Consider the following 22650-nt stretch of genomic DNA (forward strand, 5'->3'; position numbering starts at 1 on the left):
CGGCCCGCCCCCCGAGGGAGCCGGTCACTGCGTGGCCAGGACCTGGTCGACCTGCTGCTCGGCGGTGGAGAGCAGCTTGTCGATGTCGGCGTCCTCGTTGGTGAGGAGGCCGGACATCACGTTGTCCAGGACCTTGTAGACCTCCTGGGCCTTCGGCGGTTCGGCCTTGCCCGGGACCGGGGCGTCCATGAACGCCTTGAAGTTCGCGACCGGCATGGTGGCGTGCTCGACGCGGGCCGCGTCGTCCTCGGTCTTCGACCCGTTCAGCCAGAAGTTGGGCTGCGGGAGCCCGACCGGCAGCTTGTCGGCCTTCTTGCGGGCCCAGTCGAACTGGCCCTTGCCGACGGTGAGGTTCTTGAAGTTCAGCCAGGCGACGGCCGCCTTGATCTTGTCGGCGGAGATCCCCTTCTTGATCATGTAGCCGTTGCCGCCGGCGAGGGTGTTCTTCTCGCCCGGAATCGGCCCCATGCCGAAGTTCTCGTAGTCGGCGCCGAGTTGCTGCACCATGTACGTGATGTCGTCGGGCGCGGCGAGGAACATGCCGAGCTTGTCGGTGGCGATCTGCTTCTGGAGGTCGCCCCACTTGAGCAGCTGGGTCTTGCCCATGCTCTCGTCCTCCCAGCGCATGGCGTGGAGGTTCTCGGCGACCTGCTTGCCGATCGCGTCGTTGAACGCCGCCTTCCTGCCGCTCCCGTCGACGACCTCGCCGCCGAGGCTGTACATCTGCGCGGTGAAGTGCCAGCCGCCGGTGTTGCCGGCGCTGTACTCGCCGAAGCCGGCGATGCCGTCGCCCAGGCCGGATATCTTCTCGGCCGCGGTGCGCACCTCGGCCCAGGTGCGCGGCGGGCTGTCCGGGTCGAGGCCGGCCTTCTCGAAGAGTCCCCGGTTGACCAGCAGCCCCATCGTGTAGTTGCTCTCCGGGAGCCCGTAGAGCTTGTTGGCGTGCTTGAGCTGGCCGATGACGTTCGGGTCGATGTCCTCGAGCGCGGGGACGGTCTTGTCGTTGACGTACGCGGTGATGTCCTCGGCGCCGTCGTTGTCCAGCACCTGGGGCAGGTCGGTGAAGTACGTGTAGAAGACGTCGGGCTGGGACTTGGCCTTGAGCATCGCGGTGAAGCGCGGCGGCTCCAGACACTGGCCCGGGGTGGAGCGGCCGTCGATGGTGACGTTCGGGTAGATCTTGTTGAACGCCTTGACGTCCTCCTTCCACTCCTTCAGCTCGGCCGCCTTCGCCGCCGGGGGCATGCAGTCGATGGTGATCGTCACCTTGGTCTTCGCGTCCAGTGGAGCGGCCGGGTCGGAGGACCCGCTGCCGCCTTCGGAACCGCCGCCGTCGTCACTGCTGCTCGTGCCGCAGGCGGCCAGAGCGGTCAGCGTGAGAGCGGAGACGAGCGTGATGGCGCCGGCACGGCGGGTACGGCGGAACCGAGCACTTCTCATGGGTGGTCCCCTTCGGGCATGAACGAGGAAGGCGCCCCACCGCCGATGCGTTGTGGGGCGCCGCACACTCAACCACCGTGAACAAGTGAACGCAATATCTCGCGCTGATTTCGTAATTGCTCGACAGCTTGCTGAAGATGTCGAGGTTCCTGCTATCGGGCGGCCACCTGTGCCGTCGACCCCCGAACGACGAGTTCCGGTTCGAAGAGCAGCTCCCTGTGGGGGACTTCGGTGCCCTGGATCTGGGCGCAGAGGAGGTCGACGGCGGCGCGTCCCATGGCCTCGATGGGTTGGCGGACGGTGGTGAGGGGTGGTTCGGTGCAGGTCATGAAGGCGGAGTCGTCGTAGCCGACGACGGAGACGTCGTGGGGTACGTGCAGGCCGCGTCGGCGGGCGGCGCGGACGGCGCCGAGGGCGAGGGGGTCGCTGGCGCAGATGATGCCGGTGACGCCGCGGTCCAGGAGGCGGGAGGTGGCTGCCTGCCCGCCCTCCAGGGAGAACATCGACCGCTCGACGAACTCGTCCCGCACGGAGCCGCCGGCCGCCCGTACGGCGGCCTGGAGCCTGCGCCGGGAGGGGATGTGGTCGCCGGGACCGAGCACCAGCCCGATGCGCTCGTGCCCGAGGGAGACCAGGTGCCGCCAGGACTGCTCGACGGCCACCGCGTCGTCGCACGCGATGCACGGGAAGTCCAGGTCGGGGATGGGCGCGTTGATGAGCACGACGGGGATGTTGCGTTCGGCGAGGAGGCGGTAGTGGTCGTGCGGGGCGTCGGCCTGGGCGAAGAGCCCGCCGGCGAAGACGACGCCCGACACCTGCTGCTGGAGGAGCAGTTCGACGTAGTCGGCCTCGGAGACACCGCCCTTGGTCTGCGTGCACAGCACCGGCGTCAGCCCCTGCTGGGCCAGCGCGCCCCCGATGACCTCGGCGAACGCCGGGAAGATCGGGTTCTGCAACTCGGGCAGGACCAGCCCCACCAGCCGGGCCCGCTCACCCCGCAGCTGCGTCGGGCGCTCGTACCCGAGGACGTCCAGCGCGCTCAGCACGGACTGCCGGGTCGCCTCGGACACGCCGGGTTTGTCGTTGAGGACCCGGCTGACCGTGGCCTCGCTGACCCCGACCTTTTTCGCTACTTGAGCAAGTCGTCGCGTCACGAATGCAAGACTAGCGCAAACTCCTGCAAGGAGCTTGCGCCAGTCGTTGAGTCGTCCGACAGTGGAACGTGTCGGGCTACGGGTTGCGGATGATCCTGAAGGTGGACGTCGTGTTCCGGACGTCCACGGCGTTGCCGTCGAGCCTCAGCCCGTTGAAGGTGACCTCGCCGACGGCCGGCCCCTGCCCCGCTTCGGGCATCTCGTTGGCCCAGAGACCGAAACCGGACTTGGCGTCGAACGCGTCACCGCTCTTGCGCGCGCCCGTCACGGAGACGTCGGTGAAGACCGTGTCCTTGATCGGGAACTGCGGCTGTCCTCCCACGTAGTTCGTCTGGAACATGATCCCGCTGTAGGTCGGGTCGACGATGTCGACGTCGGTGACCCGGATGCCCTGGAACACCTTGGAGGCGGAGAACACCCAGATGCCGGGGAAGGTCTGGCTGCCCCAGAAGTGCCCGCCGGCCCGCACGATCGAGATGTTCTCGAAGCTCGTCGGATCGGTGCCGAAGCCGTTCATCGGGTAGCCGAAGTCCAGGGAGCTGATGGTGATGCCCGAGTAGACCAGGGTGTCCGCGATGTGGATGTTGCGGAAGGTGTTGCCGTAGCCGCCGTAGACGGCCAGACCCGCGGCGCGCCAGGTCAGCGTCGTCGTCAGGTTCTCGTAGAGGTTGTTCTTCATGTCCGCGCCGCCCGCGTCGATCGCCGAGAACAGCGCGAAGCTGTCGTCACCGGTCGCCCGGGCGTCGTTGTTGGACACGAGGTTGTCGGTCGAGCCGTTGGTCATGTTGACGCCGTCGGCGAACATGTTGCGTATCCGGGAGTTCTTGATCGTGACCCGGTCGGTGTTGGCGCCCCAGTAGAGGCAGACCATGTGCTCGTTCCAGATGTTGTCGATCACGATGTCCGACACGTTGGAGAAGTCGAACACCTTGCCCGGCCCGTCGATGCGGCTGGTGTAGTTGCCGAAGTAGGCGAAGTTCGCGAACGACGAGCCCTTCGCGCTCGCGTCGGCCCGGAAGCCGATGTCGGTGTTGTCCTGCGTCGAGGGAGCGCGGAACTTCGTGAACCAGGGTCCCGCGCCCACGACCTTCACCTCCTTGCCGTACACCTGGAACTTGCTCGACGTCGGGTAGTCGCCGGGCGGCAGGTAGACGCCGACCAGCTTGCCGGTGGTGTCCATGCGGACCCGGTCGAGCGCGTTCTGCACGTCCTGGTGCGTGAAGCCGGCCGGCACCGTGTACGCCGCCGGGTCGGGGTTCGCAACCGCCGCGACCTGCTCCAGGTTGACGAAGTCGATGGCGTAGTGGGTGGTGTTCGCGGCGTCCTTCTGCAACCGGATCCGGCTGCCCGCCGGCACGGTCTCACCGAGCATGAGGTGCGCCTCGTCGTAGATGTGCCGCGGCGCGCCGGCGCCGGGGGAGTTGCCGGGCGCGGCCTCGTTCCCGTACAGCCAGGCGTACTTGGAGGTGAGCGGGAGCGCCTTCTTCAGGACGCCGTCGACGTAGACGTTGATCGTGGCGTCGATGCCCCCGCCGCCGGGAGCGTCCGGGATCGAGAACCGCGTCACCAGGGTGTTGGTGGCGGCCTTCGTGGTGAACTCGACGTACTCGCCGGTCGCGTCGAGGTGGACGGCCCGGCGGCCGGAGGCCTCGCCCGCGAGGTCGCCGACGGTGCGGTTGGGGCCCACCACCTTGGCGCCGCCGCCGGCCGTGCCGTCCTCCGCCTCGTACATGTCGTACGGCATGTTGGCGCCGCGCCCGACGAACAGGGGCTGTGTGGAGGTGTTGTTCTCCCGCTTGACCGGCAGTTCGTTGGCGTCGGCGGCGACCGAGACCTTCAGGGTGTAGGAGCCGTTGGACGCCTTCCAGGGGCCGAGGGTCAGGGCGGGGGCCGTGCTGCCGGCGGCGATGACACCGGTGTGCGTGCCGGTCAGGGTCCTGACCGTGGTGCCGTCGGAGCCGACCAGGGAGAGGGCGACCGCGTGGCCACCGCCCGCGGAGTCCCGGGTGCCCTGGTTCCGCAGCGCGACCTTGAAGCTCACGTCGTCGCCGGCGGCCGGGCCGGAGGGCGAGGTGGTCACCGCGGCGACCAGGTCGGAGCTCTGGACCGGCGCGACCACCAGCGGTTCGGGCCGGGTGTAGGTGTTGTTGGTCTCGTTCTGCTCGACGATCTCGTTCGCCTCGTCGGCGACCGCGCTCAGTTCGTAGGAGCCCGCCTCGCGCGCCCCGACGGACGCGCCGACCGTGGTCTCGGCACCCGCCCGCAGGGCACCCACCTCGGCGGTGGCGGCCTTCGTGCCGCCCAGCCGCAGGGCGACCTCGCCGGCCGGGGCGTCGGCCGGACCGCTGTTGCGGACGGTGGCGGACACGGTGATCGCGTCCGACTCCACGGGGGAGGCGGGCGAGGTGGTCAGCTTGGTCACCTCCAGGTCGGGGCCCGGCGCGGGGGTGCCGATGACCTGGAACTCGGCGACCTGCCCGGCCGTCGAGCCCGTGTTGGAGGTGAACCTGAGCTGGACGTCCGCCACCCGGCCCTCGACCGGTATGGACACGCTGTTGCCGCCGCTCGCCGGGTCGAAGACGTAGTCCTTGGCAGCCACCAGGCCGGTGAAGCCGGACGCGTCCTGTCCCCGGCCGAGGACCTCTACGGTCTGGGTGCGCTTCGACCAGGCGGCGTCCGGGGCGAGCTTGAGCACGACGCGGCTGACGTCCGCGTCGGCGCCGAGCTTCAGGGTGAGCGTGTTCGGATAGCTGCCCGGTGCTCCCTCCCAGTAGGTCGACGTGCTGTTGTCGTTGGCGTTCTGGGCGACGTAGGTGTGCACGACGGACGAGGCGCTGATCGGCTTGCCGACGGCCAGGTTCGATCCGCTTCCGCCGCCGGTGCGGGTCACGGAGTTGCTGTTGCCGGACCGGTTGCCGGCGGCGTCCCTGGCCCGCACGAAGTAGGTCACGTGCGCGGAGGCGGGCTGGGTGTCGGTGTAGGTGGTGACGTCCCCGGCGACGCTGTCGCGGAGCCGGCTGTCGGCGTAGACGTCGTACCCGGTGACGCCCCGGTCGTCCGTGGAGGCGCTCCAGGTCAGCCTGATCCGGCCGGTGGCGGGCTCGGTGAGGGCGAGGTTCGCGGGCGCGGTGGGCGCCTGGGTGTCACCGGTGTCGCCGCGCCGGGTCACCGCGTTGCTGTTCGCCGACTGGTTGCCCGCCGCATCCCTGGCCCGCACGAAGTAGGTGACCGTGGTCCCGGCCGGCCGCGTGTCGGTGTACGTGGTGACGTCACCGGCGAGTGAGGTCAGCAGCTCGCCGTCGGCGTAGACGTCGTAGCCGGTGACGGCCGTGTCGTCGGTGGCCCGGTTCCAGGTCAGCCTGATCTGGCCGGTGGCGGGCTCGGTGAGGGCGAGGTTCGCGGGCGCGGTGGGCGCCTGGGTGTCACCGGTCGCCGGACCGTACACCTCCAGCTCGGAGAACTGCGCCGCGGGATGCCCCGTGTTCGCCGTCACCAGGACGCGCAGGTACCGGGTGGTCGTCGCGTCGAAGGTGAGGGTGGCGGACTGGCCGCCGGCCGGGCTGAAGGTGTGGGCCTGGGCCGCGGTGAGGTCGGTGAACGTGGAGCCGTTCGCGCCGGCCTGGAGCTTCAGGGTCTGGCTGCGGGCGGGCCAGCCGTCCGGCAGCCGGAGCACGACGCGGTCGACGCGGCGGGAGGAGCCGAGGTCGACCTGGAGCCACTGCGGCAGCGCGTTGTTGGCGCTCTCCCAGTAGGTGGCCCGGTTCCCGTCGTTGCCGTTGCCGGTCGTGTACGGGCCGTTGGAACTGCTGGCCGTCAGGGTGCGCCCCGCGGCGAGGTTCGCGGACGACTCGCCCGCCGCGCGGACCTCCAGCTCGGAGAGCTGGGCCGCCTGCCACCCGGTGTTCGCGGTGACGTCGACCCGCACGTAGCGCGTCCGGGTGGCGGGGAAGGACACGGTGACCGTGTTGCCCGACCCCGGACTGAAGGTGTAGGCGGCCGAGCCCTTCAGCGTGCTGAAGCTGGTGCCGTCGGCGCTGCCCTGCACGGAGAGGGTCTGGGAGCGGCTCTCCCAGCCGGCGGGCAGGCGCAGGACGACCTCGTCGATCCGCTCGGTGGTGCCGAGGTCGGTCTGGACCCACTGCGGCAGGCTGCCGCCGCCGCTCTGCCAGTACGTGCCCTGGTTGCCGTCGGTGATGTTGGCCGCGCCGTACTCGCCGTGCGAGCTGCTCGCCGACGCGGGGTCCCCCACGGCGATGTTGGGGCCCCCGGCCGCCGAGGCCGATAGCAGCGGCCCTCCCAGCGCCAGGAGACTGGTGGCGACCACGGCGCACAGGGCACGTGATCTCCAGTTCCGGATTCTCATCTGTTCTGTCCCCGATCTCCGCCTCGCGCCGCAGGGCCACGAGGCACGGCTCAGTCGGATGCGCTCATCAGGTGGACACTCGAAGTTCATGGAAGTTCTTCGGCATTTACGCGAAAGCGCTCAGAGAGTTGCAGAGAACTGTCCAGTCGTCCACAGGACGGACACGGAAAACCAGCGCCGATCAAGGCACGTCGTTCCCTGTGAGGGCATGCGGGCGGCCAGGAAGTGGCCTGGAGCAGCGGCTTTCATCGACCGCATCGGGCGGCCGCAAGCCATTGCCAGTCCCTGCAAGAAATTTGCGCAGCGCGGAGATCGCGGCGGGCAGGGTCCCGTTACTTGGGCGATGCCTGGGCGGTGGAGCCGCGGACGACGAGTTCCGGTTCGAAGAGCAGCTCGCCGTGGGGGACTTCGGTGCCCTGGATCTGGGCGCAGAGGAGGTCGACGGCGGCGCGTCCCATGGCCTCGATGGGTTGGCGGACGGTGGTGAGGGGTGGTTCGGTGCAGGTCATGAAGGCGGAGTCGTCGTAGCCGACGACGGAGACGTCGTGGGGTACGTGCAGGCCGCGTCGGCGGGCGGCGCGGACGGCGCCGAGGGCGAGGGGGTCGCTGGCGCAGATGATGCCGGTGACGCCGCGGTCCAGGAGGCGGGAGGTGGCTGCCTGCCCGCCCTCCAGGGAGAACATCGACCGCTCGACGAACTCCTCGGGCAGTGCGGCGCCCATGGCCTGCGCCGCCTCCCGCGCGGAGGCCAGCTTCCGGCGGGAGGGGATGTGGTCGCCGGGGCCGAGCACCAGACCGATGCGCTCGTGGCCCAGTGACGTGAGGTGCCGCCAGGACTGCTCGACGGCGACGGCGTCGTCGCAGGCGATGCAGGGGAAGTCGAGGTTCTCGATGGACGCGTTGATGAGCACGACGGGGATGTTGCGTTCGGCGAGGAGGCGGTAGTGGTCGTGCGGGGCGTCGGCCTGGGCGAAGAGCCCGCCGGCGAAGACGACGCCCGACACCTGCTGCTGGAGGAGCAGTTCGACGTAGTCGGCCTCGGAGACACCGCCCTTGGTCTGCGTGCACAGCACCGGCGTCAGCCCCTGCTGGGCCAGCGCGCCCCCGATGACCTCGGCGAACGCCGGGAAGATCGGGTTCTGCAACTCGGGCAGGACCAGCCCCACCAGCCGGGCCCGCTCACCCCGCAGCTGCGTCGGGCGCTCGTACCCGAGGACGTCCAGCGCGCTCAGCACGGACTGCCGGGTCGCCTCGGACACCCCGGGCTTGCCATTGAGGACCCGGCTCACCGTGGCCTCGCTGACCCCGACCTTCTTCGCCACCTGAGCAAGTCGTCGCGTCACAGGCGCAAGGCTAACGCAAGCCCCGCAAGCGGCTTGCTCGTCGGTCGGCGCGAGGCCGCCGCGTCCCGTCGCGCGGTCCGTGCCGCCGCGGTCCGGCAGGTGGCGAGGGCTCAGTCGATCCTGACGCGGGCGGCCACCGGGAGGTGATCGCTGCCGGTGGCGGGCAGGGTCCGGATGTGGCCGACGGTCGCGGAACGGGCCATGACCTGATCGATCCGGGCCAGCGGGAAGGAGGCCGGGAAGCTGAGGGCGACCCCCCGCCGGGCCCCCTCCAGCCGTGAGGTCAGCGGCTTCAGCGCACGGTCGTGCACCGTGCCGTTGAGGTCGCCCAGCAGGATCACCCGGCGCAGCCTCTCGGCCGCGACGGCGTCACCCAGCAGACCGGCGCTCTCGTCGCGCAGGGACGCCGCGAGGCCGCCGGCCCCGACGCGGACCGAGGGCAGGTGCGCGACGTACACGGCGATCTCGGCACCCGGCGTGCGGACCACCGTGCGCAGCCCGCGGTTCCACTCCCGCGCGAGGCCGCGCGGCTTGATGTCCAGGGAACGGACGTCGGTGAGCGGGTACTTCGACCAGAGGCCCACCGTGCCCCGCACCGCCCGGTACGGGTAGCGCGCGGCCAGGGTCTCGCTGTAGACGCCGAGGGCGGGGGAGACCAGCTCCTGGAGGGCGATGAGGTCGGGCCCCGCGTCGGCCAGGGCCCGGGCCGTACCCGCGGGGTCGGTGTTCTCGTCACTGACGTTGTGCTGCACCACGACGAGGTCGGCGGCGCCCGGCTCGGGCGCGGGCAGGAGCGACGCACCGAAGAGGTACGTCCAGGCGGCCGCGGGGAGCAGCGCGGCGACCAGCGCGAGCGCGGACCGGCGCAGCAGCGCGAGGACGAGCGGCACCACGACCGCGAGGCCGAGCCACGGCAGGAACGACTCCAGCAGACTGCCCAACCCCAGCACCGCGTTGGGAACCAGCCCGTGGAACAGCAGCACGGCCGCCGTCACCACCGCGAACCCGGCGGGCACCCGCCCCCGCGTCCGGACCGTTCCGCCCCGCACCCGTGTCCACCGCACCGTCGGTTCCCGTCCGCTCGTCCTTGATCCCCAGGACGCGTCACCCGGGGGGCCGGGTTGCGGTCGGCAGGAGCTGGTCGGTGTCCGCGGCGGACTTGGCGAGCAGGGCCAGCATGGCGGACTCGGCGCGGTCGGGGTCCCGGTCCCGGACGGCGTCGAGCACCGCACGGTGACTGGGCACGGGGTCGTCGGCGTCGCCGTGCGCGTGGACCAGCCGGTCGCGTTCCCTGAGGCCGGGTCCGAGAAGGAGGTCCATCCGGCCGAGCAGTTCGTTGCCGCTGGCGGCGAGCAGTGCCCGGTGGAAGGCCGCGTCCGCCTCGACGACCGCGGCGGCGTCCGACCGGGCCCGCCCCAGGGCCTCCAGGGCGGCCCGCAGGGCGGTCAGGTCCGCGTCGGTCCGGTGCAGGGCGGCCCGGCGCGCGGCGGCGGGCTCCACGACGGAACGCACGTCGGCGAGGTCGCGCAGCAGCTGGGCGCCGTCACCGGTCTCCATCCGCCAGCGGATCACGTCGGCGTCCAGCAGGTTCCAGTGGGCCCGCTCCCTGACGTAGGTACCGCGCTTCTGCCGCGCGTCCGTCAGCCCCTTGCCGGCCAGGACCTTCAGCGCCTCCCGCATGACGGTCAGGCTCACGTCCAGCTCCGCCCCGAGGGCGCCGACGTCCAGGATCTCGCCCTCGGCGAAGTCGCCCCCCACGATGCGCGCGCCCAGCCGGTGCACGACCTGTCCGTGCACGCCTCGGCCGGAGTAGGACGCCATGCGGATCTCCTGGTTGGACTCGGGACGACGGGGGCCGGCGGGTGCTTGCCGGGGCTCAGCGTAGGGCGCTGCCGGGCGGGGCGTTGAGCAGGGCGAGTTCGTCGCGGTGCGGCAGCCCTTCCCAGTCGCCCCGTGCGGCGACCGCGAAAGCGCCGGTCGTGGCCGCGCGTCGCAAACGGGCGGCCGGTTCCAGGCCGTCCAGGAGACCGGAGAGGTACCCGGCGCAGAAGGCGTCCCCGGCACCGACCGTGTCGACGACCGGCACGCGGTGGGCGGGCTGGTGGAGGTGCCGGCCGTCGGCACCGTACGCGTCGGCGCCGTCGCCGCCCCGTTTGACGACCACTTCGCGGGCTCCGGCGGCCAGCAGTTCCGCCACCCGCGCGGTCTCGTCCGCGTCGTCGTCGCCGGCGATCAGCGGGAGTTCGTCGTCCGAGGCGATCACGATGTCGATGCCGTCGCGCAGCCGGCGCAGGACGCGCGCCGCCTCCTCCGCCGCCCACAGGCGCGCCCGGTGGTTGACGTCCAGCACCACCGTCCAGCCGTGGTCGCGCCCGTACGCGACCGCGTCGGCCACCGTCGCGAGCGGACCGGGGCCCAGGGCGCAGGTGATGCCGGTGACGTGCAGGACGCGCGCGCCCTCGGTCAGCGCGGCGGTCAGGTGCTCGGGGCGCTGACGGGAGGCGGCCGAACCGGCGCGCCAGTAGTGCACGCGCGCGACGTCGCCCGCGAGGCGCTCGCGCATCAGGGCGCCCGTGGGGGCCTCGGGGTCGGTGGTGGCGTGCCGCACGTCGACGCCCTCGCCGCGCAGGGTCCGCAGGACGAGGCGGGCCGGTTCGTCCGCGCCCAGCCGGCCGGCCCAGGAGACGCGATGGCCCAGGCGGGCCAGGCCGACGGCGACGTTGGACTCGGCGCCGGCCACCGCCGTGCGGGCCGGGTTCCCGGTGGTCAGGGGGCCCTCGGTCTGCAGGGACAGCATCGTCTCGCCGAAGGTCAGGACGTCGGCCCTCATGCGCCCGGCTCCCGTCCGCCGCACACCGCGCGGAACCGGCGGGCCCGCTCGCGGAGCAGGCCCAGGTCCCCGCCGTGCGCGGCGTCGCCGACCAGCGGCGACCCGACGCCGACCGCGAGGGCGCCGGCCGCGAGGTATTCCGCGGCGAGGTCCGCGTCGACCCCGCCGACGGGCACCAGCGGCATGTCGGGGAACGGGTCGCGCAGGGCCCTGAGGTAGGCGGGCCCACCGGACGAGGCGGGGAAGAGCTTCACCGCGGTGGCTCCCGCGGCCATGACGGCGACGGCCTCGGTGGGCGTCAGGGCGCCCGCCAGGACGGGCAGCCGCTCCCGCACGGCGGCGGTGACCGCCTCGCCGCCGGCGGGGGTGACCACCCAGGTCGCACCGGCGTCCCGGGCGCGCAGCAGGTCGTCCCGGGTGACGACGGTGCCTGCCCCGACGAACGCGTCGTCGCCGACCGCGCGGGCCGCCCGGGCGATCACACCGCAGGCGTCGTCGGTGGTGAGGGACACCTCGACGAGGCCGACCCCCTCCTCGACGAGCGTCAGCACGGTGCGCAGGGCGGCGTCCGCCGAGCGTCCGCGCACGATGGCGGCGAGCCGGTCGCGGCTCAGACGGGTGGTGAAGTCGGTGAGGTCCATGCAGGGCTCCGGTGCGGGGGGACTGTGTGGTGCGGGAGGAACGGCCGGGCGGGCGTGCCGCCCCGCCCTCCTCGGTCCCGGCCCGGCACAGCAGCCGTCGCGGCGGGACGTCGAAGGCCTCGCCGCGGTTGATCCTCCGGGGCTCCTGAGCCGGGTCGGGAGAAGAACGATCAAGCGCACCGATTAAATGTTAATTAACGAAATTTGCCAAGGGGGGTGTCCGCCGCCCGGGCCCGGCCTACGCCACCGGGTCGACGGGAACGCCCAGGCGGTCGGCTACGGTGGTGAGGGCCGCGCCCAGCGGAAGCGCGACGCGGGTGAGGGCGTGGCCGTCGCCCCGGGTCGGGTCCTGGTTGACGATCAGCACGGGCTTCCCGGCCTGCGCCGCCTGGCGGACGAAGCGGAGCCCCGACATCACCGTCAGCGAGGAGCCCAGGACCAGCAGCGAGGTGGCCCCGCGGACCAGTGCCCGGCAGTGCTCGACCCTCGCCGGGGGAACGGCTTCGCCGAAGAACACCACGTCCGGCTTGAGGATGCCGCCGCAACGCGCGCAGGGCACCACACGGAAGTCCCCGACCTGCTCGTCGGTCAGGTCGGCGTCACCGTCGGGATTGATGCCGGCGGCCACCGGTGCGAAGCCGGCGTTGGCCGCCTCCAGGCGCCGGGCCAGTGCGCGGCGCGGAGTGAGGGCGCCGCAGGAGAGGCAGACGACCCGGTCCAGGCTGCCGTGCAGTTCCACGACGTCCTCGCCGCCGGCGGCCTGGTGCAGACCGTCCACGTTCTGCGTGATCACCCCGCCGAGCAGGCCGTGCCGCTGGAACGCGGCCACGGCCCGGTGCCCGGCGTTGGGACGGGCGCGGCCGAAGGTGCGCCAGCCGAGGTGGCTGCGGGCCCAGTACCGGCGCCGGGCCTGGGCGTCGGCCGTGAAGTCCTGGTAGGTCATCGGGGTGTGCCTGCTCAGGCTGCCGCCCTCCCCGCGGTAGTCGGGGATGCCGGACTCCGTGGAGATCCCCGCCCCGCTGAGCACGAGCACGCCCCCGGCGCCCAGCGCCTCGACGACCGGTTCCAGGTCCGCGGTGCCCGGCGGCAGGCCCTCCGTCGGGGTCCAGCTCAAGGTGGGACGCATGCGCATGCACCCAGGGTACGGAACGGGCCGCCGCCCGCTTCCGCGGTCGCCGGGCCGCCCGGGCGGCGTCCGGCCGGGCGGCCCCGGACGGACGCCGCTCGGCTCATGCGGTGTGGATCTCCCACGCGGCGCGCACGGCGGACTCCACGGCCCCCTCGATCCACGCCGGCTTGACCGACGTGTGGTCCCCGGCGAAGTGCAGCGGTCCTTCGCGGGCGGGGATGGCGGGCAGCAGCTCCGTGTGCTGGCCGGGCAGGAGCACGGACGCCTCCCCGTAGGCGTAGGGGTCGCGCAGCCAGCTCTGGGTGCGGCCCGCGCCCGTGTAGAAGACCTCGATGCGGCGGCCGTAGACCTGCTGGAGACCGCACAGTGCGTGCGGGTACCGGGCGTCGTCTTCCAGGGAGTCCCAGCGCAGGGCGTCGTCCGCCCAGCTGTACGAGGCCAGGACCACGCCACCCGCACTGCCGGGGACCGGATGGGAGGGGTGGAACATGAACCGGTTGGCGTTGTCCGACACCGAGCCGCCGCCCACGACGTCGACCGCCTCCGGCTGCTCCCGCGTGATCGAGCGGTTGGCGGCGTAGTGGGTGCGCTGACCCGCGGTGATGTGCCCGGAGGGCACGGACGGATGGGCGCCGAGCAGACTGCCGTCGTCGGCGGCGCGGCCGGTGCGGTAGGCGTCGTACAGCCCCGGGTCGACGGCCCGCAGCTCGCGTTTCCAGTCGGCCTCGTCGAACTCCCACCAGCGGCGGCTGAACTCCAGCAGGACCTTGGTCGCACTGTCGTAGTGCAGTTCGCACACCGCCCGCCGCTTGCCGTACGACATCGGCGGGTCGATCTGGACGTGGCGCAGCCCGGAGAACGGCACCGTGACCACGGCGACGTCCGCGGTGAACTGCTCGCGCACGACGGGGCCGCCGCGGCCCTCGGAGACCGTGTCCACCCACACGTGCGGCCCCTTGGCCCGGACGTGGTCGGCGTCCGGCGACGGGCGGTCGGGGTGGTGGTACTGGATGCGCGTGACCCGCCGGTCGAAGCGCACGTCCTTGCGCACCCGTTCCAGCAGGGCGTCCGGCAGCACGGCCGTGCCGCCCTCCAGCTCGTAGAAGGGGGTGTCGGGGCTGATGAGGGAGGAGCCGGTGAAACTGTGGATGAAGGACAGGGGCAGGCGTGAGGTGAGGTTCTCCAGGGTGCCGATCAGGTCGATGGTCCGCTCGTCCAGGCCGGCTTCCTCGGTCAGGAAGCGGAACATCGACCAGTCGCCGAACCGCTGCACCACCCGGGCCCAGCCCCGCAGCCGCTCCGGCAGCGGCTTGTCGACCCGCTTGCCGTCCCGGTCCAGGTGGCTGAACTCGTCGCGCACCGGGTCCAGCGCGGAGCGCAGGATGGCGGCGGCGGGAGTGTCCCAGTGCGCCTTGGGGACACCGAAGGACCGGTTCACGCGCCGGGGCGCACGGGCGTAGTCGGCGCGCCGGACCCGGATGCCGTTGACGTGGATCCAGGTGCGGTGGGCGGGGCGTCCCTCGCTGTCGACGTCGACGTAGTGGAAGCGCCGCTTCTCCAGGCCGAACCGGTCGATCAGCTCCATCACGAGGGGGTGGCTGCCCGGGAGGCGCATCGCGCCCGCCTCGGCGTACTGGCGGGGGTCGGCGAAGGGCTGCTCGGCGCGCTCGTGGCCCCCGCTGCGGAAGGTCTTGACGCGCCCGCCCGCCCGGTTGCCGTTGGCCTCCAGCACCGTCACCCGGTGGCCCGCGTTCCGCAGCAGCCAGGTGGCCACCAGTCCGGCCGGGCCGGCGCCGACGACCAGGACGTTCTTCGGTCGGGTCCGCCGCTGAGCGGGCAGCCCCTTCTGGAGGACGCTCCGGTAACGCGGGACCAGGGGGCGGTCGTCGGCGTCCAGCACGAGCAGGGCGCGGGCGACGGCCAGACACCGGTCGAAGTCGGTCTCCCGCCGGGCGGCAGGGACGGCGGGTGCGGCGGGTGCGGCGCCGACGGCCGGGGCGGCGGGTGCGGGCCGGGCCGCGGCGACACCCCCGGTGAGGGCGGTGGCCGCCGTGGCCGTGCCGGCCACCGCCGCGAAACTCCTGCGGGAGACTCCGCCTGCTGAACGCATCGCTGCGTGATCTTCGGTCATGGCGGCCTTTGTACCGGCGGCCGGGACGGGGCACCCGGCCTTCGCTCCGGCGTTGACACGAAGGAGCTAAACGGTGGCGGACCCTGACGTCGTGCCTGGTCGGCCGCCGCGAGGGGTCCCGGCAGACCCGAAGGGATGAACGCCACGCGAACGCCGTCGGACGCGGTGGCCGGTCCCGCACACTGCGACTGGTGTGCCCGAGGCCGTGCTCTCCGGCGGGCCCGCGCGGCACATCGCGTACGCGAGGCCGACGCGGCCCGCGGGGTGCGACGCGATGAAGGGGGAAGGGTGGCGCAGCGGCGCACTCCGTTGGGTGACAGAGCCCGCTACTGGTTCGACAGCACGCTGGCCCGCGGCGCCGCCGCTCTCGTCGGCTGGATGGCCCTGCTGTGCCTGGCCGTGGTCGTACCGGCCAGTGCGGTGGTGGTGTGGACCGACCCCGACGCGCCGGCGTCCCCGGCGGACCGGCTGGCGGAGGTGTGGCGGCTCACCGGGGAGACCCTGCGGCTGGGCGGGGCGACGGGCACGCCACTGCGGGTGACGATGTCGGTGCTGCTCGCGCTGGTCACCCTGCTGTACGTCTCGACGCTCGTCGGCCTGGTCACGACGGCGCTCACGGACCGGCTCACCGCGTTGCGCCGGGGCCGTTCCACCGTGCTCGAACACGGGCACGCCGTGGTCCTGGGCTGGTCGGAGCAGGTCTTCACCGTGGTGAGCGAACTGGTGGCCGCCAACGCCAACCAGCGGCGGGCCGCGGTGGCGGTGCTGGCCGACCGTGACAAGACCCTCATGGAGGAGGCCCTGGGCACGAAGCTGGGCTCCGTCGGCCGTACGCGGCTGATCTGCCGCAGCGGTCCCCCCACCGACCCCACCGTGCTTCCCCTGGCCAGCCCGGCCACGGCCGGTGTCGTGCTGGTCCTGCCGCACGACGAGCCCGAGGCCGACGCCGAGGTGGTCAAGACGCTGCTGGCGCTCAGGGCGGCCCTGGCGGGGGCGGCGCACCGTCCGCCCGTCGTCGCCGCCGTCCGGGACGAGCGGTACCGCCTGGCCGCCCGTCTCGCCGCCGGGCCGGGCGGCATCGTGCTGGAGAGCGACACCGTCACCGCCCGGCTGATCGTCCAGGCCGCCCGCCGCCCCGGGATCTCCCTCGTCCACCAGGAACTCCTCGACTTCGCCGGCGACGAGTTCTACCTGGTCGGCGCGGGGCCCCTGACCGGCCGCCCGTTCGGCGACGCGCTGCTGTCCTACCCCACGTCGAGCGTGGTCGGGCTGGTGCGCGCGGGCACCCCGCTGCTCAGTCCGCCGCCCGAGACGCCCCTCGCCCCGGGCGACCTGCTCGTCGTCATCACCGAGGACGACGACACGGCCCGGACGGCCGACTGCGCGGGTCTGGTGGACGAGGCGGCGATCGTCTCCGGACCGCCGACACCGGCCCGGGCCGAGCGCGTCCTCCTGCTGGGCTGGAACCGTCGGGCACCGCTGATGGTCGACCAGCTGTGCCGCCGTGCCCTGCCCGGATCCGCCGTCGACGTGGTGGCGGAGCCCGACGAGGTGACGGACCGTCAGGTGGAGGAGGCCGGCGAGGGCGGCGGCACCGGCATGAGCCTGACGCTGCACCACGGCGACGTCACCCGCCCGGAGACCCTGCGACGCCTGGACGTCCACTCCTACGACAGCGTGATCGTGCTCGGCCGGGATCCCGACCGCGGGCAGCCGGCGGAGGATCCCGACAACCGCACGCTCGTCACCCTCCTGCTGCTGCGCCGGATGGAGGAGACCAGCGGGCGGGAACTGCCCGTGGTCACCGAGCTGATCGACGACCGCAACCGGCCCCTGGCTCCCATCGGCCCGGGAGCCGACGTGATCATCAGCGGCAAGCTCATCGGCCTGCTCATGGCACAGATCTCCCAGAACCGGCACCTGGCGGCGGTGTTCGAGGAACTGTTCTCCGCGGAGGGCGCGGGGGTCCGGCTGCGGCCGGCCGGGGACTACGTGCCGACCGGGCGCGAGACGTCCTTCGCCACGGTGGTGGCCGCGGCACGGCGCCGCGGCGAATGCGCCATCGGCTACCGGAGCCTGGACGGCTCGACGTCGAGCCCCGGCTACGGAGTGCGGATCAATCCGCCCAAGGGCGAGCGGCGCCGCTGGGCGGCCGGGGACGAAGTGGTCGTCATCGGCGCGGACTGACGGACGGCCGGCGACGTCGGACACGAGCCCTCGGTCCTCACCATTGCCGACGGCAACGCACCTCGCTATGTTAATCGGAAATCACATCTGTGCGGCGAGGGCCATCACGCCTCGGACGCGCATTTCGCAGGTCTGCGAGCGCACCTGGAACCATCTGGCCCCTCAGGGAAGCAGGTAAGTCAATGGAGAACCTCAGCAGGCGAAAGGCTCTGTCGCTCGGCGTCGCACTCGGCATCGTGGGCGTGACCAACCCCGTCCAGGCATGGGCCTCGACGGGGACGGCGGGCAAGGCCGCCGCGGGGACCGGTCCGGAGTGGATCTGGGACGAGGCGGCGGATCCGCTGATGGCCTCGATGCTCGACAAGGGACACGTGCCGGCGATCAACACCGCGTGGGCGTCCTGGGTGAACAACAACGACCCGCTGCCCGGGGGCCTGCCGGCCGAGTTCACCGCGTACCTGCGGCAGGTCAACCGGCTGCCCTCGTGGGCGGACCCCGTCAAACTGGCCCGCGCCGCCGACTTCAACCGGCGCAGGGACACGTACCTCTTCATGCTGTACGGGCTCGGCAGCGGCATCATGAGCACCGTGATCCCGCGCGAGGCCAAGAGCGTCTACTGGTCGGCGGGCGGCGCCGACATGCAGGACCGGGCGGCCAAGACGTTCACCTTCGGCTACGACCTGGCCGAGCTGGGCGCCTTCGAGCCGAGGGGCCAGTTCGTCGTCACCGCCAACAAGACCCGCGTGGTGCACGCCGCGGTCCGTCACCTGCTGCCCCAGTCGCCGCACTGGCGGGCCGTCGCCGACGAGTCCATACCGATCAGCGCCGCCGACATCCTGGTCACCTTCCACAGCCTCGGCACCTACGTCCACCGGAAGCTGCTCGACTGGCGGATCCCGTACCCGGCGGCGGACCAGGAGGCGTTCCTGCACTCGTGGCAGGTCGCGGTCCACCTGCTGGGGGTGCCCTACGAGCACATACCCCGGACCTGGGCGGCGGCCGAGAAGCAGTCGGCGCAGCTGCTCACCCCGATCCTCTCGCCGTCGACCGAGGGCATCGCGCTGGCCGAGGAACTGCTCGGACTGACCGCGCAGATCGACCTCGGTGTCACGCGCGGGTTCCTGAACGAGTTCGTGCGCTACGTCCTCAGTGACGACGTCGGCGACTGGCTGGGGCTGAAGCGCGACTACGCGTCGGCGGCCCTGGTCCGCACCGCGTGGCCGGCCTTCATCCTGTTCCGCGAAGGGCTCTCGCCCGTGATGCCCGGCACCTTCTACATGTTCGACCAGTTCGTGCGCTCCCTGGCCATGCTGTTCCTCAACAAGGGGACCTCGGGGAAGACCACCCCCATCACGATCCCCACCGGCAACAGGAAGGGCTGAGCCGACGGTCCGGCCCACCCGCATCGGTCCCGCGGCACCGGGACCGACGACGGGCGACGGGGCGGCACGCGCGGGAGGGAGCCTCACACGCGTGCCGCCCCGTCCTCGTCCCGCGCCACCCCGCCGTCGCCGGGCCGCGACGGCCGTTCACAGCCCCAGCGCACCCACGACCAGGGCGGTCACGGCCGCACGGTGGTCCGGGCTGTCCCGCCACCGCAGTCTGCGCCCCGCCTCGACCACCACCCCGAACCCCGCGTGCACCAGCACCCGGGCCTGGCGCGGATCCAGCTCCGGACGGGTCAGCCGCACCTGCTGCTCCCAGACGGCGATGTGGTTGCGCTGCGCGAGGACCAGGGGCCGCCGAAGGTCGGCCGGCACGCCCGCCAGCTCGGCCTCGGCGACGCTGTTCAGCTCGGTGCACTCGAAGCAGTAGGCCACGTACGTCGCCGCCAGCGCCACGACGGCGTCGTGCGGGTCGGTCACCTCGTGCAGGCTCTGCTCCACCCCCTGGGCCAGCAGTCCCGCCGCCTGGAGGCAGGCTTCGGCCAGGATGTCGACCTTGCCGGGGTAGTGGCGGTAGAGCGCGGAGGGGGTCAGCCCCACCGCCTCGGCGATCTGCCCGTTGGTGACGTTGGCGAACCCGTCCCGGGCGAACAGCGGGATGGCCGCCGCGAGGATCTCCGCGCGGCGCGTGCGCGGCACCGGCCGGACCGGCAGCCGTACGGAATGCGCGGCCGGCCGGCCGGCGGACGGATCGGTCGCCGCCACCCGCAGCGCGGAGGCCAGCAGCAGGCTCTCGGCCCGCCGCCCGGCGATGGACGTGTGGTGCATCGAGATGGAGCCGATCGCACCGAGCGCCGCCATGGCCCGCAGCCGCTCGTCGGGCAGCGGGTGCTCGCGCTGGACCGCCTCGTCGACCCGCCCGACGAGGCGGGCGAACTTCACCGCGAGACGCCGGCGGTCCGCTCGGTCGAGGTAACGGGCCTCCCAGCGGTACACGCCGCCCGAAGCGCGGTGCGCGACGGCGACCCGGGTGAGGGCGGTGAGCACCTCGGACAGGGCCGCGTCGGACGGCACCTCGTCGAGGGCGGCGACCAGTCGGTCCACCATGACGTGGGCGCACTCGGCGAACAGCGCGTACTTGTTGGGGAAGTGCCGGTAGAGAGCGGCCGCGGTGATCCCCACGCCGGCGGCGACCTCCTCCATGGACGCCTTGTGGTAGCCGCGCTCGCTGAAGACCCGTCCCGCCGCGTCGACGATGAGCTGCTTGCGGTTGCGGGGCCGCGTGGCCGCGGCCGGACCGGCGGTCGCCCCGGGACGGGCGGGTGGGGAGGCGGGAGCCATGCGCAGCAGTCAATCACACGCCGTCAGCGGCCCGTCCCCCTCGGCGCGGACCCCCGGGGCACCCCCTGCGGCCACCGCGTGCGGTGCGTGAGGGACGCACACCCCGGTACCCCGGTACCCCGGCACCGCGGCTCCCGGCGACGGCACGGTGCCTCAGGCGAAGGTGAGGACCGGTTTGACCACGCTCCCGTCCTCCATGGCCGCCACGGCCGCGCCGATGTCCTCGAACGGGAACGTGGTGACCAGCCGGTCGAGGGGGAAGAGGCCACGCCGGTGCAGGTCGATCAGCTCGGGCAGGAAGCGCCGGGGATCGGAGTCCCCCTCGATCAGCCCGTGCACCCGGACGCCCTTGGCGAGCAGCGTCGTCACGTCGAACGCCACCTCGCCACCGAGGCCGAGGAGGGCCAGCTCGCCGCGCGGGCGCAGCGCGCCGACGGCCTGGCGGGCCGTCTCGGGACGGCCGGTGGTGTCGACGACGTGGTGCGCGCCACCGCCGGTCAGTTCGTGCAGGGCCGCCACCAGACCGTCCCCGGGGGCCAGGGCCGCCGCGGCGCCGAGCCCGCTGGCCAGGGCGCGGCGGGAGGCGACCGGATCGACGGCCACCACCGGGTCGCAGCCCACGGCCACCGCGGCCATCAGTGCGCTGAGGCCGACCCCGCCCGCGCCCAGGACGACCAGCGAGGAGCCCGGCTCGGGGCGCAGCCGGTTGAGTACGGTGCCCGCGCCCGTCTGGCCTCCGCAGCCCAGCGGCGCGGCCACCGACGCGGGCAGATCGGCAGGCACCTTGACCACGCCGCGGGCGTGGACGACGGCGTGGGTGGCGAAGCTGGACTGACCGAAGAAGCCCGCGCGGAGCGGCGTGCCGTCGACGGAGAGCGGAGTGGTGCCGTCCGGGCGGCCGCCGGAGAAGTTCCTCGCCCGCGCCTCGTGGCAGTAGGCCGGCTGGTCGGCCGCACACTGCTCGCAGGCGCCGCAACTGGCGAAGGTGAGGCAGACGTGGTCGCCGGGTGCGACCCCCGTCACCTCCGGGCCCACCGCTTCGACCCGGCCCGCGCCCTCGTGTCCGAAGACCATCGGGGTGAGCCGGCCGGGCCAGGCGTCCCGCATCCCCAGGTCGGTGTGGCAGACGCCCGCCGCGGTCATCCTCACCAGCACCTCGTCCGGCCGCGGATCCTCCAGGTCCGCCTCCCGGACGGCGAACGGGGCGCCCGGCGCCGCGCTGACCGCCGCGCGGACACGTCTCACGAGCCCGCGCCGGCCCGTGCGCCCTCGTGCGGGGGCTCCGGAGCGCGCTCGAGGAAGAAGTAGTAGTAGGGGCCCTCGGCCGGAACTCCCTTGGCGTTCATGATTCCCATCAGCGTGGTGTCGTCCACCCACTTGAAGTGGTCGAGGACCGGCCTGCCGTCGTAGACCATGGTGGCCGTCGCCTCGCCGCGGAACTCGACGGTCCACAGGCTGGCCTCGCCCTGGCCCAGCTCGCGGTTGGAGTACAGCGCGCCCTCCGCGTCGCGGCAGATCAGCGGCTTGGCGTCGTGCACGGAGGCGAACGTCTTGCCGTACCAGTCGGCCTGCGCCAGCACGCCGTTGAGCGGGTGACCGGTGTCGAACTCGCCGCCCTTCCACTCACCGAGGATCTCCTCGGGGCGGGCGGTGGGCAACACGGTCCAGATGTCGTCGAGTTCGGCGGCGACGACGCGACCGTCCGCCTTCCTGAGCTGCTGGAAGCGGGCGCGGGCCTCGGGCAGGTCCATGCGGGTGTCCTCTCGGCTGGAGTCGCGGAGGGTCTCGGGGGGTGGGGGCAGGGGACGCGCGGTGTCCCGCGCCTCAGCGCGGCACGGGCGGTGCGGTGTCCCGGTCGGCGGGAGTCCGGGCGGGGGAGGGGACGCGCGGCGAGGAGCGCCGGGGGAGCGGCAGCGTCGTGGCGCCGGTGACCACGCCGGGGTGGCCCACGGTGCCGAGGCTGAGCAGGACGTGGCGTTCGGCGACCTCCTCGGCGCTGAGAGGGCCGTCCGCGCGGAACCAGTTGGCGACGCCCTGGCACATGATGAGCACCGAACGCACGGCGTCGGCCGGGATCGGCGTGGTGAAGACGCCCTGCGCCCGGCCCGCCTCGACCGTGTCCAGCAGCATGTGTTCGAGGTAGTCGCGCAGGGCGACGTAACGGGCCCGGTTCTCGGGCTCCAGGCTGCGGATCTCGGTGTCCAGGAAGGCCAGCCGCCGCCGGTGCGCCATGTAGAGCACGATCGACTCGACCATGCCGCTGAAGCGGGCCAGCGGGTCGTCCCCGCCCTCGCCGGCCGCGGACCGGCAGCGGTCCAGGACGTCCTTGATGGAGGTCTCCAGCAGGGTGGCCAGCAGGGCCTGCTTGTTCGCGTAGTGGTAGTACAGCGCGGGCACGGTGACGCCTACCCGGCCGGCGATGTCACGGACCGAAGTGCCGTGGTAGCCCTGCTCGTTGAAGGCCTCCATGGCGTGCAGCAGGATCGGGTGCAGGTCCAGCGGTCCGTAGGAGCGCCAGTGTGCCGCCGGGGGCGTGGGGTCCTGGCTCGGCTCGGTGTTCAACGGCTCTCCTCGGGACGGACGGCGGTCGGCCACATGGTACGGCCCCGCCTGCGGAAAATCTCCCTCAAGGTTACTTAGCGATCGATCAGGAATTTCGGTGAACTTCTCTTCGCCTGAGGTCACTTCCCCGACGTGATCCCTCGA

Annotated in this window: 16 protein-coding genes; 2 read left to right on the top strand and 14 right to left on the bottom strand. The window is 72.6% G+C overall.

Annotated elements, in window-relative coordinates:
• Positions 1-24 precede the first annotated feature (24 nt).
• The 10 genes from AC07FV_RS06140 to AC07FV_RS06185 form a co-directional block, all read right to left on the bottom strand.
• Positions 25-1440, bottom strand: a complete 1416-nt coding sequence (locus AC07FV_RS06140; protein ID WP_479085005.1) for an extracellular solute-binding protein — start codon at positions 1438-1440, stop codon at positions 25-27.
• Between the two features lie 152 nt (positions 1441-1592).
• Positions 1593-2594 carry a LacI family DNA-binding transcriptional regulator gene (locus tag AC07FV_RS06145; RefSeq protein WP_479085007.1) on the bottom strand — a complete coding sequence of 334 codons (1002 nt, stop codon included), beginning with the start codon at positions 2592-2594 and terminating at the stop codon, positions 1593-1595.
• A gap of 76 nt (positions 2595-2670) precedes the next feature.
• Complete coding sequence (locus tag AC07FV_RS06150) at positions 2671-6957, bottom strand: discoidin domain-containing protein (protein WP_479085008.1); 4287 nt, start codon at positions 6955-6957, stop codon at positions 2671-2673.
• A gap of 332 nt (positions 6958-7289) precedes the next feature.
• Positions 7290-8300 carry a LacI family DNA-binding transcriptional regulator gene (locus tag AC07FV_RS06155; protein ID WP_479085010.1) on the bottom strand — a complete coding sequence of 337 codons (1011 nt, stop codon included), beginning with the start codon at positions 8298-8300 and terminating at the stop codon, positions 7290-7292.
• Between the two features lie 110 nt (positions 8301-8410).
• Entirely contained in the window at positions 8411-9316 is a 906-nt protein-coding gene (locus AC07FV_RS06160; RefSeq protein WP_479085011.1) for an endonuclease/exonuclease/phosphatase family protein, read from the bottom strand.
• A gap of 88 nt (positions 9317-9404) precedes the next feature.
• Positions 9405-10121, bottom strand: a complete 717-nt coding sequence (locus tag AC07FV_RS06165; protein WP_479085013.1) for a FadR/GntR family transcriptional regulator — start codon at positions 10119-10121, stop codon at positions 9405-9407.
• Between the two features lie 55 nt (positions 10122-10176).
• On the bottom strand, positions 10177-11130 hold the full coding sequence (locus tag AC07FV_RS06170; protein WP_479085015.1) for a sugar kinase: 954 nt from the start codon (positions 11128-11130) through the stop codon (positions 10177-10179).
• Positions 11127-11771, bottom strand: coding sequence for a bifunctional 4-hydroxy-2-oxoglutarate aldolase/2-dehydro-3-deoxy-phosphogluconate aldolase (locus tag AC07FV_RS06175; RefSeq protein ID WP_479085017.1), 645 nt, complete (start codon positions 11769-11771; stop codon positions 11127-11129). Before AC07FV_RS06175 ends, AC07FV_RS06170 begins: the two co-directional genes overlap by 4 nt.
• 238 nt (positions 11772-12009) lie before the next feature.
• A complete protein-coding gene (locus AC07FV_RS06180; protein ID WP_479085019.1) occupies positions 12010-12903 on the bottom strand; it encodes an NAD-dependent protein deacetylase in 894 nt (297 codons plus the stop codon).
• 97 nt (positions 12904-13000) lie between these two features.
• Complete coding sequence (locus AC07FV_RS06185; RefSeq protein ID WP_479085021.1) at positions 13001-15031, bottom strand: flavin monoamine oxidase family protein; 2031 nt, start codon at positions 15029-15031, stop codon at positions 13001-13003.
• Between the two features lie 288 nt (positions 15032-15319).
• On the opposite strand from AC07FV_RS06185, the gene AC07FV_RS06190 reads away from it, so the two are divergent.
• On the top strand, positions 15320-17218 hold the full coding sequence (locus AC07FV_RS06190; RefSeq protein WP_479085023.1) for a CASTOR/POLLUX-related putative ion channel: 1899 nt from the start codon (positions 15320-15322) through the stop codon (positions 17216-17218).
• Positions 17219-17400: 182 nt separating this feature from the next.
• Positions 17401-18600, top strand: coding sequence for an oxygenase MpaB family protein (locus AC07FV_RS06195; protein ID WP_479085024.1), 1200 nt, complete (start codon positions 17401-17403; stop codon positions 18598-18600).
• A 147-nt stretch (positions 18601-18747) separates the two neighbouring features.
• Here the strand turns inward: AC07FV_RS06195 and AC07FV_RS06200 are convergent, their stop codons facing one another.
• The 4 genes from AC07FV_RS06200 to AC07FV_RS06215 form a co-directional block, all read right to left on the bottom strand.
• Positions 18748-19944 (bottom strand): TetR/AcrR family transcriptional regulator, encoded by a 1197-nt coding sequence (locus tag AC07FV_RS06200; RefSeq protein WP_479085025.1) that lies wholly within the window; start codon positions 19942-19944, stop codon positions 18748-18750.
• Positions 19945-20097: 153 nt separating this feature from the next.
• A complete protein-coding gene (locus tag AC07FV_RS06205; protein ID WP_479085026.1) occupies positions 20098-21189 on the bottom strand; it encodes an NAD(P)-dependent alcohol dehydrogenase in 1092 nt (363 codons plus the stop codon).
• Positions 21186-21695 carry a DUF4334 domain-containing protein gene (locus AC07FV_RS06210; protein WP_479085027.1) on the bottom strand — a complete coding sequence of 170 codons (510 nt, stop codon included), beginning with the start codon at positions 21693-21695 and terminating at the stop codon, positions 21186-21188. Before AC07FV_RS06210 ends, AC07FV_RS06205 begins: the two co-directional genes overlap by 4 nt.
• Before the next feature lie 73 nt (positions 21696-21768).
• Complete coding sequence (locus AC07FV_RS06215) at positions 21769-22506, bottom strand: TetR/AcrR family transcriptional regulator (protein ID WP_479085029.1); 738 nt, start codon at positions 22504-22506, stop codon at positions 21769-21771.
• Positions 22507-22650 lie beyond the last annotated feature (144 nt).

The organism is Streptomyces sp. NPDC045956 (assembly GCF_056430705.1).